Origin of the sequence: Achromobacter sp. GD03932 (assembly GCF_029839485.1) — a bacterium.
Lineage (GTDB): Bacteria > Pseudomonadota > Gammaproteobacteria > Burkholderiales > Burkholderiaceae_B > Achromobacter > Achromobacter bronchisepticus_A.
This window is the reverse complement of record NZ_JAOCAT010000057.1, coordinates 1-17,701: the sequence shown is the minus strand read 5'-3', so window position 1 is coordinate 17,701 and position 17,701 is coordinate 1. Positions and strand designations below refer to the sequence as shown.

The 17,701-nt window shown below is 67.8% G+C and carries 12 protein-coding genes; 5 read left to right on the top strand and 7 right to left on the bottom strand.

Annotation, left to right across the window (positions count from 1 at the left end):
• Positions 1-1,289 (bottom strand): sigma-54 dependent transcriptional regulator (locus N5C88_RS30855; protein WP_280016880.1); only part of this gene is annotated, 1,289 nt, incomplete at its 3' end.
• A gap of 186 nt (positions 1,290-1,475) precedes the next feature.
• Between N5C88_RS30855 and N5C88_RS30850 the strand changes: the two genes are divergently transcribed.
• On the top strand, positions 1,476-2,465 hold the full coding sequence (locus N5C88_RS30850; RefSeq protein WP_280016879.1) for a sigma-54 dependent transcriptional regulator: 990 nt from the start codon (positions 1,476-1,478) through the stop codon (positions 2,463-2,465).
• Between the two features lie 145 nt (positions 2,466-2,610).
• On the top strand, positions 2,611-4,089 hold the full coding sequence (locus tag N5C88_RS30845; protein WP_280016878.1) for an RNA polymerase factor sigma-54: 1,479 nt from the start codon (positions 2,611-2,613) through the stop codon (positions 4,087-4,089).
• Between the two features lie 11 nt (positions 4,090-4,100).
• Here the strand turns inward: N5C88_RS30845 and N5C88_RS30840 are convergent, their stop codons facing one another.
• The 3 genes from N5C88_RS30840 to N5C88_RS30830 all read right to left on the bottom strand — a co-directional run bounded on the left by N5C88_RS30840 (position 4,101) and on the right by N5C88_RS30830 (position 9,294).
• The gene (locus tag N5C88_RS30840) at positions 4,101-7,109 is read right to left on the bottom strand and encodes a GAF domain-containing protein (RefSeq protein WP_280016877.1); all 3,009 of its coding nucleotides are present in this window, start codon (positions 7,107-7,109) and stop codon (positions 4,101-4,103) included.
• An 84-nt stretch (positions 7,110-7,193) separates the two neighbouring features.
• The gene (locus N5C88_RS30835; protein ID WP_280016876.1) at positions 7,194-7,904 is read right to left on the bottom strand and encodes a DUF2325 domain-containing protein; all 711 of its coding nucleotides are present in this window, start codon (positions 7,902-7,904) and stop codon (positions 7,194-7,196) included.
• Between the two features lie 82 nt (positions 7,905-7,986).
• Positions 7,987-9,294 carry an MFS transporter gene (locus tag N5C88_RS30830; protein WP_280016875.1) on the bottom strand — a complete coding sequence of 436 codons (1,308 nt, stop codon included), beginning with the start codon at positions 9,292-9,294 and terminating at the stop codon, positions 7,987-7,989.
• 104 nt (positions 9,295-9,398) lie between these two features.
• On the opposite strand from N5C88_RS30830, the gene N5C88_RS30825 reads away from it, so the two are divergent.
• Positions 9,399-10,289: a LysR family transcriptional regulator gene (locus N5C88_RS30825; RefSeq protein WP_118932446.1), complete on the top strand. Its 891-nt coding sequence runs from the start codon at positions 9,399-9,401 to the stop codon at positions 10,287-10,289.
• Between the two features lie 145 nt (positions 10,290-10,434).
• Positions 10,435-12,090, top strand: coding sequence for a mucoidy inhibitor MuiA family protein (locus N5C88_RS30820; protein WP_280016874.1), 1,656 nt, complete (start codon positions 10,435-10,437; stop codon positions 12,088-12,090).
• Positions 12,091-12,095: 5 nt separating this feature from the next.
• Here the strand turns inward: N5C88_RS30820 and N5C88_RS30815 are convergent, their stop codons facing one another.
• The gene (locus N5C88_RS30815; RefSeq protein ID WP_118932448.1) at positions 12,096-13,406 is read right to left on the bottom strand and encodes a ferric reductase-like transmembrane domain-containing protein; all 1,311 of its coding nucleotides are present in this window, start codon (positions 13,404-13,406) and stop codon (positions 12,096-12,098) included.
• 189 nt (positions 13,407-13,595) lie between these two features.
• Entirely contained in the window at positions 13,596-14,822 is a 1,227-nt protein-coding gene (locus N5C88_RS30810) for an EAL domain-containing response regulator (RefSeq protein ID WP_059375971.1), read from the bottom strand.
• A gap of 241 nt (positions 14,823-15,063) precedes the next feature.
• Here N5C88_RS30810 and N5C88_RS30805 point away from each other — a divergent pair, with 241 nt between their 5' ends.
• The gene (locus tag N5C88_RS30805) at positions 15,064-16,197 is read left to right on the top strand and encodes a 3-deoxy-7-phosphoheptulonate synthase (protein WP_059375968.1); all 1,134 of its coding nucleotides are present in this window, start codon (positions 15,064-15,066) and stop codon (positions 16,195-16,197) included.
• Positions 16,198-16,233: 36 nt separating this feature from the next.
• Here N5C88_RS30805 and N5C88_RS30800 read toward each other — a convergent pair whose 3' ends face one another.
• Positions 16,234-17,466: an FAD-dependent oxidoreductase gene (locus N5C88_RS30800; RefSeq protein WP_280016873.1), complete on the bottom strand. Its 1,233-nt coding sequence runs from the start codon at positions 17,464-17,466 to the stop codon at positions 16,234-16,236.
• Between the last annotated feature and the right edge of the window lie 235 nt (positions 17,467-17,701).

Genomic DNA, 17,701 nt, shown 5'->3' with positions numbered 1-17,701 from the left:
TTGGGGCTGATGCCGAGTACCGCCGCGGCCTGCTTTTTCACGCCGTTGCAGCGCTCCAGCGTTGCCAGGATCAGGCGGCGGTCCGCCTCCGCCAAGGTTTCTCCCACAGGCACGCTGACCTGGCCACCCTCGCCCTCGCCCGCCGGCGACACCCGCGGCGTCAGCATGTCCACTTCCAGCGTGTCGCCGTCCGCCATGATGAAGGCGCGGCGCACGTAGTTCTTGAGTTCGCGCACATTCCCCGGCCATGCATACTGCTGCAGCGCGGCCAGCGCGCGCGGCGAGAATTCCTTGCTCTTGCCGGATTCCTGGTTCAAGCCTTGCAGGAAGCGATTCGCAAGGAACAGGATGTCGTCACCGCGCTCGCGCAGCGCCGGCAACTTGATGGGGAAGACGCTCAGCCGGTAATAAAGATCCTCGCGCAGTTTGCCTTCCTTCACTGCTTGCTCGGGATCGCGGTTGGTCGCGGCGACGATCCGGATATCGCAGGCGATCTCCCGATTGGTGCCCACGCGCATGAACTGCCCGGTCTCCAGGACCCGCAAGAGCTTGACCTGCAGGTCAAGCGGCATTTCGGTCACTTCGTCCAGGAACAGGGTGCCGCCGTCGGCGCGCTCGAAGTAGCCCTTGTGCTGGCGGTCCGCGCCGGTAAAGCTGCCGCGCTCGTGCCCGAACATTTCGCTTTCGATCAGGTTGGGCGAGATTGCGCCGCAGTTCACCGCAATCAGCGGCCGCTGGCGGCGCGCGCTGAGTTCATGGATGGCGTGCGCGGCCAGTTCCTTGCCCGTGCCGCTTTCGCCGATCAGCAAGGTCGTCACATTGGTCTTGGCCACGCGGCCGAGCTGCCGATAGAGCTCTTGCATGCAGTCCGACGCACCGTACATCTTGCCGTAGCGTCCCGGCTCCTCGAATGGGGCGCCCGAAAGCTCGCTGCCCGAATTCGCATTCACTCGCGCGAAGATGCCATTCAAGCGCTCCATGCAGATCGGCTTGACCAGGTAATCGGTGGCCCCAAGTCGCAAGGCCTGCACCGCGTTGTCGACGGTGCCGTGCCCCGTCATCACGACGACCTCCGCGCTGGCGGCGGCCTCGCTCTTGAAGATCTCCATGCCGCTGCCCTCGGGCAGGCGGATGTCGGTCAACACCAAGTCGGGCGCATGGCGCTCCAGCTGGATCAGCGCATCCTTGACGCTCGCTGCCAAGGCCACGGAAAAACCGCTTTCGCGTCCGATCTCGGCCAGGGTTTCGCGTATCGTGGGGTCGTCATCAACGATCAGCAGATGAGGCATGCTTGCTCCGTATCGCGGATGTTGTTGTAAGTCCTTCAGCATAGCGACTACAGGTGGGCCGGGGGTAAATGTTCGATACTTTCCACCAAGATTTTCGAATACTTGCAAATCGTCGCATCCTGCCCTGGTCCAGTTCACTAGCATGGGTTGTGACGTTCACGGTCCGTGCAGGACCCAGGAATCAGCATGCCGAATCGCACCCCGAACGCCGCGCGCGCGCCGGCGCAGGCGTCCCCGGACGTACTGACCGACGCGTCGGGCCTGTCGCCCGTGATGCAGAAGCTCGGCGTCCAACTGCAGTTGGCTGCGGCCACCGACGCCAGCGTCTTCATCGTGGGCGAAAGCGGAACTGGCAAGGAAATCGTGGCGCGCGCCATCCACGACGCCAGCGAACGCCGGGAACAGCCCTTTGTGGCCGTGAACTGCGGCGCCATCAGCGGCAGCCTGGCGCATGCCGAATTGTTCGGCCATGAAAAAGGCAGCTTCACCGGCGCTGTGGCACAGAGCGCCGGCTACTTCGAGTACGCCAGCGGCGGCACGCTGTTCCTGGACGAAGTGACCGAAATGCCACCGGACCTGCAGGTCAACTTCCTGCGCGTGCTGGAGGCCGGCACTTATCAGCGCGTGGGCGGCTCGGACCTGCTGCGCGCCAATGTCCGCATCATCTGTGCCAGCAACCGCGATCCCTTCGCCTCCGTCGCGCAGGGCCGCCTGCGCCAGGACTTCTTGCACCGGCTGCTGGTGATTCCGTTGCGCGTGCCGCCATTGCGCGAGCGCGGCGACGATGCGCTGGTGCTGGCGCACTGGTTCCTGAATACCCTGAACACCGCCAACGGTACGCAGAAGACCTTCTCCGCGCAGATGCTGGATGCGATCTCCCTGCATGATTGGCCAGGCAATGTCCGCGAGCTGCGCAACGCCGTGCAGCGCGCGTTCATCCTGGCCGACGGCGAGCTCGAGGACGAGTTGTTGCCGCGGAACCGCGGCGGGCAGCATGCCATGCTGCGCGACGGCGCGTTGACACTGCCCATCGGCATGTCGCTGGGCCAGGCACAGCGCGCATTCATCCTGGCGACGCTGGCCCATCACGCGGGCGACAAGCGCAGCGCCGCCGAGACTCTGGGCTTGAGTCTGAAGACGCTCTACAACCGGCTCGACGACTACGAGAAGGACTAGCGGGATCCCGCCGGCACGTGAGCATCCGGACCGCGCGGGGAAGCATTTCTTACCGCTTCCTTGTAATACTGGGCCGGCGCCGCCCGCGCGCCGGACGCCCCCCGCCCGCTGCGGCACCTGGCATGGTCTTTGCTTGAGTTTCAGGATGAGCTGCCCGTCGGCAGCCGCTGTCCAGGAGACTCGATTGGTCTACCCCTCGCAAGAATTGCGCCTGCGTCAGCAGATGACGCTGGCGCCCCGCCTGCAGCAATCCGTCAAGCTGCTGCAGATGACCGCCCTGGAGTTCACCACCGCGGTCGAGCAGGCCCTGGCCAGCAATCCCTTCCTGGAAGACGCCGATGAGCAGGAGGCCGAAGCAGGCCCCGCCGTTGCGGTCTTTCCTCCTTTGGCGGACGGCGCCGATCCGGCTCCGCCGGAACCCGTCCCGCAGGAAGAACCGCCGCTGCCGGACGGGCCGGCCTACTCCGGCGACTATCCGATACGCGGCCAGGGCGACGGCCCCGAGCGTGACCAGGGCCTATGGGCCGCGTCCACGCTGTCCATGAGCCAACGGCTGTCGCTGGAGCTGGGCAACTATCAGTTGGCGCCGCGCGACCGGCTGTTGGCGGAGTACATCATCGATGCACTGGATGACGACGGCTACCTGCGGGTGCCGCTCGCCAGCCTGTGGGGCGATGCGCGCCGCGGCGCCGAAGCCGTCCCCGACGAAGGCGAATGGATGACCGCGCTGCGCCTGGTCCAACAGCTGGATGCGCCTGGACTGGCTGCGCGCGACCTGGCCGAATGCCTGTTGCTGCAATTGGCGGCAGCGACCGGCATCGGCGACGCGCTACGCGCCCTGTCCATGCGCATCGTGGCCGAGCAGCTCGAGCGGCTGGCCCGCAACGACTGCGCCGGCCTGCGCCACCAGCTGGGCTGTTCTGAAGAGGCCTTGCGCGAGGCTTGCGCGCTGATCCGCAGCCTGGACCCGAAACCGGGAGGCCGCTACAGCGCCGAAGCGCCCGTCTACGTCGTGCCCGACGTGTTCGTCGACAAATGGCAATCGCGCTGGCGCGTGCTGCCCAACCGCAACGCCATGCCCCAGGCGAGGCTGCACCATACCTATGCCGAACTGTTCCGGCGCGCCCGCCTGGACGACCGCAGCCCCATGGCCCAGGAGCTGCAGGAAGCCCGCTGGCTGGTGCGCAACGTCGAACAGCGCTACATCACGATCCAGCGCGTGGCCGAAGCCATCGTCAAGCGCCAGCAGACCTTTTTCGAATATGGCGACGTGGCCTTGCGGCCGTTGATGCTGCGCGAGGTCGCCGATGACCTGGACATGCACGAATCCACGGTGTCGCGCGCCACTGTCGGCAAGTACATGGTGACGCCGCGCGGGGTGTTCGAATTCCGTCACTTCTTTTCCCGCGAACTGGCCACCGACACTGGCGGGTCCTGCTCCGCCACGGCCGTGCGGGCCCTGATCAAGGAAATGGTCGAGGCCGAGGACCCGGCGATGCCGCTGTCGGACGTGGCCTTGACCCAGCAACTGGCGGCCAACGGCATCCTGCTGGCGCGGCGAACGGTCTCGAAGTACCGCGGGCAATTGCGCATGCCGCCCGCGGAATTGCGCCGCCGCCATTAGGCCGTCGCAGGTCAGGGCCGGGCCTGCTGCCCCGGCCTGCCGGGCGCACTGTCCAGCATGCCTTGCACGCGTTCGGACAGCTTGTCGAGCTGGAAGGGTTTGACGATCAGCTCCAGCCCCTGTTCAAGAAAGCCCTGGCCGCGCGCCGCGCTTTCCGCGTATCCGGTCATCAGCAGTACGCGCAGGCCAGGACGCGCCACGCGCGCGGCGTCGGCCAATTGCCTGCCATTGAGTCCCGGCAGCCCCACATCGGTCACCAGCAGGTCGATGCTGCGCGCGGACTGCAACACCTCCAGTCCGGCCTCGCCGTCCACGGCGGTCAACACCTCCAGGCCGAGTTCGGCCAGGCATTCGCGCACCATCTCGCGCACGTTCGCATCGTCTTCCACCACCAGCACGACTTCCTTGCGCGCCGCGCCGCGCGTAGCGGCCGCCGGGAGTTCGCCGTGCTGCACGCTTTCGGGCGCGCCGTCATGGCGCGGCAGGAACAGCCTGACCGTAGTGCCCACGTCCACCGTGCTCTCCAGGCTGGCCGCGCCGCCAGCCTGCTTGGCGAAGCCATAGATCATGGACAGGCCCAGCCCGGTGCCCTGGCCCAAGGGCTTGGTGGTGAAGAACGGGTCGAACGCGTGCGCCAGCACGTCCGGCGGCATGCCGCAGCCCACGTCCTTCACCGATACTTCCACGTAGCGTCCCGCATGCTCCCCGGCGCATTGCGACAGGAGCGGATCGTCCGGCTCCACGTTGCGCGCGGCAACCGTCAGCGCGCCGCCGTTGGGCATGGCGTCGCAGGCGTTGATCACCAGGTTCAACATGGCGTTCTCGAACTGGTTCTTGTCACAGCAGACCGTCCACAGTTCCGGCTGCAGGTCCAGCCGCAGCGCCACGCGTTCGCCGGTATAGCGGTGGAACAGCGCCACCATGGATTGCAGTGCGGACGCCGCGCAGAACGGCTTGGGGTCGATGGGCTGGCGGCGCGAGAACGTCAGGAGCCGCTGCGTCAGGTGCGCGGCCCGGTTCGCGGAATCCATGGCGACGTCGACGAAGCGCAGCGCCTGTTCCGGCGCGCCCGCCGTGATCTTGCGCTCCACCAGGTAGAGCGCGCCCGAGATCCCCTGCAGCATGTTGTTGAAATCATGGGCGATGCCGCCCGTCAGGCGCCCCACCGCCTCCATTTTCTGCGACTGCCGCAGCGCGTTCTCGGTGTCGTGCAAGGCCTCGGCCTGCAGCTTGAGGTCGGTATCGTCCCGGCCGGTCATGTACAGGCTGTCCTGGGTCCAGGACATGCTCCAGGTTATCCAGCAATAGCCACCCTCGCGCTTGAGCAGGCGGTTCTCGAGATGCTTCGCACCAGGACGGGGGCCGGCGTCGCCGGACGCCCAGCTCCACGCCGCCAGCGTCGCCGCCAAATCCTCCGGATGGATCAGCTCGCGCAGCGCCATCGACATGAATTGCTCGGGAGTCCAGCCCAGGATGGGCCGCACCGCGGGGTTGACGCTGGCGAAGCACCCTTGGCGGTCGATCACCGCGAGCAGCTCCGGGGAAAGACGCCAAATGCGGTCACGCTCCGCGATCGCATCCTCGACGCGCTGTTCCAGCGTCCGTGCGTACTGCGAGCGCTCGACCGCGGCGCACATGCGCTCGGCCACTTCCTCGATGAACGCGATGTCGCTGCTCTTGAGCCTGCTGCCCGACCCGGGACATGCCAGCATCGCGCCTGCATGCCGGCCCCAGCGCCGCAGCGGCACGACGATGGCCCATGGGCGGATCTCGCCGCCCGCTTCCCCAAGCAGCGGCGCCAGGTAGGTCGTGCGTCCCAGCCGCAAGGCCGCATGATAGTCGTCGCCCAAGGCATCCAGCGTATGCGGCGGCTGGCCGAGGAGCGCGGACCCCGGGGGCCAGACCGAGGAAATGACCGGGGTATGATCCTCGCCCCGCGTATCCAGCACCGCCATCTGCCCAAGCGCCAGATGCTGGCACAGCCCTTCGCAGGCGGCCTGCTCTATCTCTTCCTCGCGATGCAGTTCGCGCATGCGGTCGCCCAGCGCAGCCAGGTAATTCTTGCGGTGCTGCCCTTCCCACAGTTCAGCCTCGGCCGATTTGCGCGCGGTCACGTCCAGGAACAGCGCCATCATCCGGCCGGCGCCATCCTTGCGCGCGCGCGCCTCGTACCAGGCTTCCTTGGGCGCCGGCACCATGAACTCGAACTGGATAGGCTCGCCGGTCTCGACCACCTGGGCGAAGGTGTCCATGATCTGCCCGGGCACGCCCGGGATCATCTCGCGCAGCGTGTGGCCCAGCGTATCGCCTTCCTTCATGCCGGTCTGGCGCTCGAACGCGGGGTTCACCTCCAGGAAGCGGAAATCGACGATGCGGCCGACATCGTCGCGCAGCGCCTCGCTGAGAAAGAACGCCTCCTGCATGCCGGCGAACATCGCACGCCAGCGTTCGCCGCTTTGGCGCAGCGCCAGTTCCGTCAGATGCCGTTCGATCGCCAGGGCGGCGCTGCGCGTCACCAGCGCGATCGCGTCGATATCGTGCGCCGATGGCGAGCGCACCACCGCGTAGTAATTGGAAAACACGCCCAGCAGGCGGCCATCGGGCGCCTTGATCGGCGTGGACCAGCAGGCCCGCAAACCGTGCGACAGGGCCAGGTCGCGCCAGCGCTCCCAACCCGGATTCAGGGCGATGTCTTCCACATAGACCGGGCTGCCGGTGTAGGCCGCCTCGCCCCAGGATGCGCTGCCGGGGCCGATGACGGCCTTATGCACCGCGGTGTTGTAGGCCACCGGCAGGCTGGGCGCGGCGCCGTGCAGCAGGAAGCCGCCAGTTTCGTCCACCAGTGCGATGGATGTGCGCAACTCCACGCTGGATTGCGCCTCGATGGCATGCAGCACGTGCTCCAGCACTTCGGCCAATGGCATGCCGGCGGCTATGCGCTGCAACATGATGCGCTCGTCTTCCAGGCGGGCAAGCGTGTCCGTCCAGGGTAGCGCCACTCGGTCCCGCTTGGTCAGCATGTCGGCCCCCCTTGCCCCTCGACTGTATTGCGCCTGTGGGCGCGCAGCCGAAACGCTAGGTAACGCGACGCTACGGTTCCCGGCTCAGTTGCCCGTCTTCAGCGGCTGACGTTCCAGCCGCAGCGCCTGCAAGGCTTCGGGCTTGTCGACCAGCACGCACTGTTTACCGGTGCGGGTGCAATGGTCCTTGACGCGCCAGTAGGCGCCGTGGCTGACGCAGCCGGTCTGGCAGATCACCAGGTCCGCGGCCACCAGGCTGGCTTCCAGCGTTTCGCCATCGGCATCCGCGCCGCCGTCATGGCCGAGATAGCGCCCGCCGGCCAGTTCGACCATTTTTCGGGTCAGCGCCAGTGCCACCGCGTCCTCGCCGACGCACAGCACCGCCTTCTCGCGCAGCACCACCGCGGGCGGCGCGGGACGCCAGGCAGGCGGTACCGCAAGCGTCTCGAGTTCACGCGCGCCAGCGCCGGCCCGGCCCTGCCAGGCCAAGCGCTCGCGCATGAGCGTCTGCACGCGCTCCATCAACTGGGCGACGCGGCGCGCCAGCGCCACGCGTTTGGGCAGCCCTGGAATGGAAGTCTCCAGCGTATTGCGGTCTTCACGCGCCCAGGCCAGCGCCGTGTCGCGCTGGATGACGGCTGCGCGCAGGCGCATGGCCTCGCTCTCCAGATACAGGATGCGCGCGGCCTGGGCCGCCAGGAGCCGGCTGCAATGCGCTTGCGCCTGTCCGTAGGCGGCAAGCAGCGCGGCATGCTCGCGCTGCAGGTTATGGCTGTCGGGAGAAATAGGATTCATCGCGGCCCTCGGATCTGGATGGGATGGCGCTCACCGAGCGTGCCGCAAATTATAAATGAGAATTAATATCTTTTATGGCATTCTAGGAGACGCCCCGCCCCACCGCGGCCGATGCCGGCACGCGGCCAGTGCGCTTGTACAGGCCCGCGCTGATGGCCAGCGCCAAAGTCAGCAGTCCGCCCGCCATCGCGGCCACGCCGGCCCACTGGCCCGTGGTCCAGAAGTGTCCGCCCAGGGATCCGAGCACGCTGGAACCCACGTAGTACACCAGCAGATAGAGCGACGCCGCCAACGCCTTGTAGCCGCGCGCCATCTGTCCGACCCAGCCGCTGGCGACGGCGTGGGCCGCGAAAAAGCCGAAAGTGAACACCACGATCCCGGCGATCAGCAGCGGCAGCCAGTTGGACAGCGTCAGCAGCAGCCCCGCCAGCGCCATTCCGGTGGCGGCCGACAGCATCGCGCCGCGCCCGTGGCGGTCGGCCAGGCGGCCGAACCAGGTCGACGCGAAGATGCCGACCAGATAGACCACGAAGATGAAGCCGATGAAGGTCTGGCTCAGCGAAAATGGCGGCAGCAGCAGGCGAAAGCCCACGTAGTTGTAGACCGTGACGAACGCGCCCATCAGCAGGCCGCCCAGCGCGAACAGCCCGCACAGGGGACCATTCTTCAGGTGCGAGGCGGCGCCTGCGCGCACATCGCCCCACACGCCTGCCCAGCCCCTGCCCCGCTGCGGCGCAAACCGGCGCGACGCGGGCAGCAGCCACACGAACAGCACCGCCGCCACGATGCCCAGGAGGCCCAGCGTGCCCAGCGCGGCGCGCCAGCCGAAATGATCCGACACCAGGCCGGTGATGACGCGGCCGGACAGGCCGCCGAACGCGCTGCCGCCGATGTACAGGCCCATGGCGAAGCCCAGGGTGCCGGGTTCGACCTCCTCGGCCAGGTAGGCCATGGCCAGCGCCGGCACGCCGCCCATCGCCAGCCCTTGCAACGCGCGCAGCGCCAGCAGGCTGTGCCAGTCGGGCGCGGCGGCGGCGATGGTGCCCAGCAAGGCGGACGCGAACAGCGACAGCGCCATGGCGCGCTTGCGCGGCACGGCTTGCGAAAACAAGCCCACGAAGAAGATGGCGACAGCCAGGAAGCCGGTACACAGCGATAGCACCAGGCTGCTCTGCGCGGGCGACACGCCGAACGCATGGGTGAACAGCGGCATCAGCGGCTGCACGCAATACAGCAGGGAAAAAGTGGAAAAACCGGCCGCGAACAAGGCCCACTGGGCGCGCCGCAACCCGGGGGTGCCGCGGGCGAGATGATCGGTAGGCGCAAAGACGGGTTCCGCCGGCGCGGACGCGGCGATTGGGGACGAGGGACTGGCTAAGGGGGCAGACATCGGGATTCTCGAAAACGGCGGGCATGCAGCCCACGTAATCAAAGTAGACTTTTGCCCTGCATATGTCCAATATATGAAAGTCACCCCGACCATATGTAATAACGATGGAATTGCGCCACCTGCGATATTTCACCGCCGTCGCCGAAGAGCTGCACTTCACGCGCGCCGCCGCCAGGCTGGGCATAGGCCAGCCGCCGCTGAGCCAGCAGATCCAGCAGCTGGAACGCGAAATCGGCACCCCGCTGTTCCTGCGCCTGCCGCGGGGCATCGCGCTGACCGAGGCCGGCGCCCAGTTCCTGGAGGACGCCCGCGCCATCCTCGCCAGCGCCGATCGCGCCATCGACACGGCCCGCCGGCTGGGCCGCGGCGAGCGTGGGGCGATCACCGTGGGGTTCACGGCGTCGGCGGTGTTCCACCCCTACCTGCCACGGGCCATCCGCGCGTACCGGGACCGCTATCCCGACGTGCGCGTCACGCTTACCGAGAGCAATACGGTCACGCTGCTGCGCGGCCTGCGCGCGGGCGACGTCGACGTCGCCTTCGTGCGGCCGCCCTACGTACTGGACCCGGAGTTCGAGTCCGAGCGCGTGCTGGACGAACCCATGCTGGTGGCGCTGCCGCCAGACCATGCGTTGAGCCGCAAGCGCAGCGTGCCCATCGCCGCGTTGGCGGACGAGGACTTCGTGCTGTATCCGCGCCCCATCGGGGCCGGCTTGTACGACGCCATCATGTCGGCCTGCCAACGCGCCGGCTTCGTGCCTCGGGTCATCCAGGAAGCGCCGCAGATGGCTTCCATCGTCAGCCTGGTGGCGGCCGGCGTGGGTATTTCCATCGTGCCGGCGGCGATGCGGCACATGGGCGCGCAAGGCATCGAATACCGGCCCATCAAGGGCGACGCGCCGCATGCCTTGCTGGACATGGCCTACCGCCGCCACGACCGCTCGACGGCGGCGGGCAACGCCGTGGACATGCTGCGCGCGCTGGCCCATCCCTGAGGGCCGTGCGGTATCGCCCTGTCGCGTTTGTCATCTTCTGTAAAACCAGCGCCCAGGCCACAATGTAAATTTGGCGCGCGCGGCGGGCCGTCCCTGCCCAAAGGACACGGCGCCGCGCGATTCCATCCTGTCTAAAGGTGAAATAGTGCGACGTACCCTTCTGGCCTTGGCCATTGCGACGATCCCCGGCCTGGCCGCAGCCGCCGGGCTGCCTTCCTCCATCGGTTCCGTGACCGTCTACCAGGACCGCGCCGTCGTGACGCGCGCCGCCAGCAGCGAGCTGGCCGCGGGCGAACACGAACTGGTGCTGGAGAAACTGCCGGCCAGCCTGCAGGAGAATTCGCTGCAAGTCTCTGCCAAGAGCACCGGCCAGGCGACGTTGCTGGATGTGAAGGTGCGCGACGCCTATCAGGCCGACACCGCCAACGAACGCGTCAAGCAGCTGGAGGAACAGGTACGCAAGCTGCAGGGCCAGCAGGCGCTGCTGGACGACGAAGCGGCAGTGCTGGACAACCAGCGTGAGTTGGTGCTGATGATGCAGCGCGGCGCCACCGAGCCCTCGAAGGACGGCGCGCGCCTGACGCTGGACGAACTGAAGGCGATCCAGTCCCTGAGCGCGGACTCCCTGGCCAAGTCGCTGGCCGGACTGCGCCGGGTGGCCGAACAGAAAGAGGCGCTGGAGCGCGAACTGACCGCATTGCAAGACCAACTGGGCCAGCTGCAAAGTTCGCTCAACCGCCGCACCAAGACCGTCACCCTGCGCGTCAACCTGGCGCGCGCGGGCAAGCTGGATCTGAACGTTTCCTACGCCGTGGCCGGCGCCCGCTGGACGCCCGCCTACGATGCGCGCCTGCGCCCTGCCGACCGCAGCGTGGACCTGGGCTACTTCGGCGTCATCCGCCAGAACACCGGCGAAGACTGGAATAACGTCAAGCTCACGCTGTCCACCGCGCGGCCCTCGCTGGGCGGCGGCGCGCCCGCGCTGCAGCCCTGGATCGTCGACGTGGCCGCCCCGCCTCCTCCGCCCCGTCCGCGCCCCAGCCCGGCGCCGGTCGCCGCGGCCAGGCAAGAAGCCGAAGCCAAGATGTCGCGCCAGCGCGTCCAGTCCTTCGAGGACGCCGCCGCGCCGGTTGCCGAGATGAGGCCGGAACCGCTGGAGCAGGCGACCGCCGAGGTGCAGGCCGAAGCGACCAGCGCATCGTTCCAGATCAAGAATCCGGCCACGCTGCTGTCCGACAATTCTTCGCAGCGCGTGGCCATCGCCACGGCCAAGCTGCCTGCCACGCTGCAGTACCAGTCCACGCCGGCCCTGCGCGAAGCCATGTTCCTGACCGCGCACGCCAGCAACAACACGGAATTCCCCTTCCTGGCCGGTTCGCTGAACACCTTCCTGGACGACGCCTTCGTCGCGGCCAGCTCCATGAAGGCGGTGATGCCCGGCGAGAAGCTCGAGTTGGCGCTGGGCGCCGACGAAGGCATCTCGATCAAGCGCCAGCTGGTCAACCGCTATACCGAAAGCACCGGCTTTTCGGGCAGCGGCAAGCGCGTGACCTACGAGTACAAGATCACGGTCAAGAACAGCAAGGCCACCAAGGAGCAGGTGTCGTTCAAGGACCGCCTGCCCATTTCGCGCAACGAGAAGATCGTGGTCAAGCTGCTGTCGCCGGCAGACCGCGAGATCAAGCGCGAGGAAGACGGCAAGCTGGTGTGGGACTGGGAAATGGAGCCCGGCAAGTCGCGCGAAACGGTGTTGAAGTTTTCGGTCGACTATCCGGGCGACATCGAGGTGTCCGGCATCTGATGCGCTCAGCGCATCTGGAACGCCTCCTGGTGAAACAGCTCGCTCACCGGCATGCCGCGCCGGTGCAAGCCGTCCTTCAAGGCGTCGGCGAATCCCGTCGGGCCGCAGAACCACACGCTGGGCCATCGCGCGCCCGGCTTGTGGTCCGCGGCCAGCTCGGCGGCCGTCAGCGGCCGCTGGGTATCGCTGTAACGCACCTGCAGCGTCACGTTCGGCACGCGCGCGCATAGCGCTTTCAGATGGTCCGCGAACGGCGCGTCGCCGGCATTGCGGGCGCAGTAGTACAGGGTCGCGACCGGCGCGGTGTCCGGGTCCGTCTGCAGGGATTCCATCCATGAAATGAACGGCGTGACGCCGATGCCCGCGGCCACCCAGATCTGCGGCCGCCCATCGCCGCGCTGGAAGTCGAAGCAGCCATAAGGGCCTTCGATGATGACGTCCTGCCCCACTTGCAGGCTGCGCTGCAGACGCCGCGTGTAGTCGCCGAGCGCCTTGATGGAGAACTGCACCCGGCCGGTGCCGTCGTCCGCGCCGGACACCGTAAAGGGATGCGCGCCCTCGCGCCGGTCCGCCGTCAGGAACGCGAACTGCCCGGCGCGATGGTGCCAGTTGCCCTCCACCCTACAGGTCAGCGCCAGGATGTCGTCGGAAAGATGATCGATGGCCAGGACCTGCCCCCGGTAGCGGCGGCCGCGTCCGATATTGCCGGTCAGCGCCATGACGGCGCAAACCGTCCCCACCGCGGTGCACAGCGCCACCAGCCAGCCGGCGGGCTGCCACCACCAGGCGGCCGGCGTCAGCACCACGCCATGGAAGGCGACCACCAGGAAGATCACCGCGGCGATGCGGTGGACCTGGCGCCAGATGTGGTACGGAAAGCGCCGCCACAGCGTGAGCAACACCATCGCCGCCAGGATCCACACGGCCCATTCGCCGATGTCCTTGGCGGATCCGCGGAACATGTCCAGCAAGGCGGCCGCGCGCGGCGTCTTGGGCACGGGGTCGAACAGCGCCAGCAGCAGCGGTTTGCCCAATTTGATCAGGTAATGCGCCGCCGCCAGCACGGCGGCCAGGATGCCGCTCCACTTGTGCAGCCGGTACATCTTGTCCAGCCCGCCTATGCGCGTTTCCAGCCACATGGGACGCACCGCCAGCAGCATGATCAAGGCCATGAGCGCGTAGGCGCCCAGGCCTGTCAGCAGGATGAGCTGATCGCGCGCGGTCCAGACGTTGAGTTCGGCCGGAGGTTGCGCCCAATAGGCGCCGGCCCAGGCCAGCAGGGAAATCAGCAGTACGGCGGCCAGTATGCGTCGCATCGGTTCATCGCTCCATCGAGGGGACCGCGCCACCGTGCGCAGCCCGCATGAAGCCATGGTAAATCCACCCGTGGGGCCAATTTTCCATGCGCGGGCGCAGTCTTGATCGGGGTCAAGTCCGCCGAAAGTCGGGAGGGTCCGGACGGACCCGGCCTGCGCCAGGATACCCCATCGCGCCGGGCGGATGACTCAATGGCTGCGGCAGAATTCGACGAAGGCGTCGGGTTCCAGCGGCACGGAAATGCCGTAGCCTTGCGCCACGTCGCAGCCCAATTCGCGCAGCAACTCCACGTCGCGCTCGTGCTCCACGCCTTCGGCGACCACGCGCCGGCCCAGCACGCGGCCCATCTCGATGGCGGCGGCGACCACCGCGCGCGACGCGGGCTCGCGATGCATATGGACGATGAAGTCGCGGTCGATCTTCAGTTCGGTGAAGGGCATGGCCGAGAACAGACGCATGGAGGCGATGCCCGCGCCGAAGTCATCCATCGCCAATTCAAAGCCGCGCACGCGCAGCAGGTTCAGCGCCGAGGACAAGGCCAGCCAATCGGTCACCGGCTCATCCTCGGTCAGTTCGACCTTGATCAACCGGGCCGGCAGGCCGGCCTGCGCAACGCGCTGCTCCAGCAGGCCCGGCAGGTCGCGCGAACACAGCGTGGAGGCCGAGGCGTTGATCGCGATGGGCACGGCGATGTCCTCGGCATGCATGCGCTGCTGCAGCTCCAGCACCTTGTCGGTCACCAAGCAGAACAAGGTCCGGTCCAGCCCCAGCCGGTGCGCGGCAGGCACGAAGTCCGCCGCCGGAATCGCGCCCAGTTCGGGGTGATCCCAGCGCGACAGCGCCTCGGCGGCCAGCACGCGGCCCGTCGACAGGCTCATCTGCGGCTGCAGCACCACGCTCATGCCCTGCCCCGTGATCAGCGCATGGCCCAACGCCGCCTCGATGACGTCGCGCCGCAGCGAGCGCGGCCGGGTCGAGGCGGCATCGTCTTCGTCGATGCTGCGCAACGCCGTCTTGATGGCCTGCTGCATGGCGCTGCGGGACACCGGTTTGGACAAGGCCTGCGCGGAGGGACAGCCGGCCTGCAGGGCCAGCCGCACGTGCGACTGCAACAGTTCATCGCTGAGGCTGCTGATCCAGATGATGGGCGGCATGCTCTTGAGCCGTCCGGCGTCCACCAGGCGCCGCAGTTCGTTGGGCAGCCGCGTGCCGTCGCCCTCGCCCGTGACGATGTCGCTGATGACCACGTCGTAGAACTGGCGCGTCAGCGCGCTGACCGCTTCTATGCTGCTGCCCAGGCCGGCGACCCGGCGGAAACCCAGCGCCAGCAGCACGTTCTGCAGATAGGCGCGTTCGACCGGGTGGTCTTCGACGAGGAGTATCCGTCGGGTTCCGCCGGGTTCCGTTTTAGGCATGGTCTACCGTCCTACTCATATAGGGCGGGCCCCCGCAGGCGGCCGCTGGAAAACTGTGTCCCCCATGCTAAGGCATCCGCGCGCGCGCTGTCGTTATCGCTAACGGGTTAATGCAGCCCCATCGCCGATAGTCGTAGTATTCGCGGCATCAGCCAGACGGAGGCAGCCTTCCGTCGCCCCGCGGCGCGGCCGGTGCCATAATAGATGTCTTTCTTCCCGCATCTACGGCACGGAGCTACCCTTGACCCGCATTGACGACCCCCTGCACGACCGCGAGGTCGGCGCGGCCGACTCCACCCAGGACAACACGCGCACCGACGATACCCGCATCAGCGCGGTGCGCCCCTTGATTTCGCCCGCCCTGCTGCAGGACGAACTGCCGGTTTCGGCCGAGATCCAGACTCTGGTCGAGCAAAGCCGCGTCCAGATCGCCGACGTCCTGCACGGCCGCGACGACCGCCTGGTGCTGGTGGTGGGCCCCTGTTCCATCCACGACCATGGCCAGGCCATGGAATACGCGCGCCTGCTGCGCACCGCCGCCGAACAGCACCAGAAAGACCTGCTCATCGTCATGCGCGTGTACTTCGAGAAGCCGCGCACCACCGTGGGCTGGAAGGGCTACATCAACGATCCGCGCCTGGACGGCAGCTTCCGCATCAACGAAGGCCTGCGCCGCGCGCGCGAACTGCTGCTGGACATCAGCGGCCTGGGCTTGCCGATCGCCACCGAATTCCTGGACCTGCTCAGCCCGCAGTACATTGCCGACCTGATCGCGTGGGGCGCCATCGGCGCGCGCACCACCGAAAGCCCCAGCCACCGCCAGCTGAGTTCCGGCCTGAGCTGCCCGCTGGGCTTCAAGAACGGCACCGACGGCGGCGTGCAGATCGCCGCGGACGCCATGGTCGCCGCCAGCGCCAAGCACGCGTTCATGGGCATGACCAAGATGGGCATGGCCGCCATCTTCGAAACCCGCGGCAACCAGGACACCCACGTCATCCTGCGCGGCGGCAAGCAAGGCCCGAACTACGACGCGGCCAGCGTCGACGCCTGCTGCGCCGCCCTGCGCGCCGCCGGCCAGCGCGAACAGGTCATGATCGACTGCTCGCACGCCAACTCCAACAAGTCGCATCTGCGCCAGGTCGACGTGGCCAACGATATCGCCGCCCAGATCTCCCAGGGCGACGGCCGCATCACCGGCGTGATGATCGAAAGCCATCTCGAAGAAGGCCGCCAGGACCTGAAGCCCGGCCTGCCGCTGCGCCGCGGCGTGTCCATCACGGACGCCTGCCTGGGCTGGTCGCAGACCGCGCCGGTGCTGGAAACGCTGGCCCTGGCCGTGCGCCAGCGCCGCGAAAAGGCCGCAAAACCGGCCTGAGAACCGCGCTTCTCGCGTCTCTTGCCGCGTACGGCCTCAGCGGCCGACGCGGTAAGGCGCCGGATCCATGTCCGGCGCCTGGCCCGTGATCATGCAGGCCAGCAGCTTGCCCGTCACCGGACCTAGCGTAAAGCCATGATGCGCATGGCCGAACGCCAGCCACAGGCCGGGATGGCGCGGCGCTGGTCCGATGACCGGCCGCATGTCCGGCATGCAGGGCCGGCAACCCATCCACGGTTCGCGCTCCACGGCCTCGCCCAGCGGCAGCAGCTGCCGCGCCAACGCCCGCGTGCGCTCGATCTGGATCGGTGAAGGCGGCGCATCGCGCGCCGCGAACTCGGCGCCCGTGGTCAGGCGCACGCCCAGCGTCATGGGCGTCACGACGAAACCGCTTTCGATGTCCGCCACCGGATGCGACAAGGTCGCCCCCTCTTCCAATGCGTAATGCTGGTGATAGCCGCGCTTGACCGCCATGGGAATGCGATAGCCCAGCGGGCGCAGGATGTCCGGCGACCACGGGCCCAGCGCAACCACCACATCGCGGGCCTCGATCAGCCCTTGTTCTCCCTGCACCTGCCAACCCTGGCCAGATGGCTTGAGGCTGCGCGCGTCGCCGCGCGCGAGCACGCCGCCGCGCCGTTCGAACAAGGCCGCGTAGCCGCGCGTGACGGCGCCCGGGTCCGAAACGTTGACCGGATCCAGCCAATGCACCGCACCGGCCATGCGCGACAGCGAAGGTTCCAGCGCCGCCAGCGCCTGGCGGTCCAATACGCGGTAGTTCAGCCCGTACGGCGCGAGCGCCTGGGCCTCGGCCGCGGCCCTGGCCAGGCCGGCCTCGCTGCGTACGCCATCGATCCAGCCGCTGCGCCGGAACAGGCGCGAGATGCCGGCCTCGTCCTTGAGCGCGTCGTGCTCCGCGACGCAGCGCTCGATCAGCGGCAGCATGGCCTGGGTCGCGCGCGTCAGCCGCGACGGCGCCGAATGCCACCAGTAGCGCAGCAGCCATGGCGCGATGCGCGGCAGAAAGCGCGGGTGGTAGCTGACGTCCGGCGTATTGTTCCTGGCGTAGCGCCACAGGCTGCGCCAGTCGCGCGGGAAGGCATAGGGAATCACGCTGGCCCGTTCGATCAGGCCCGCGTTGCCGTAGCTGGTTTCCTCGCCAGGGCCGCGCCGGTCCAGCAGCACCACTGAACGGCCGCGCGCCGCCAGATGCAGGGCGGTGCTCACCCCGACGATGCCCGCACCCAGGACCAAGGCGTCTGTTTTCATGCGGCGCATTCTGCGCTTGCGTGCGGTATTCGGCAAGGGCGTGCGCGCGTAGAATCGCCTGCTGCACGCCCTGCCCTCCGCGCCCACGCTCCGATCAAGGAATACGTCATGACCAGCCCCCGCCTGCAACCCGTCACGCTCGCTGGCGAGGTCGTGCGCCTTGAACCGCTCACCGCCAGCCATGCCGAGCCGCTCGCGCAGGTGGGCCTGCACCCCGAGCTGTGGCGCCTGCAAC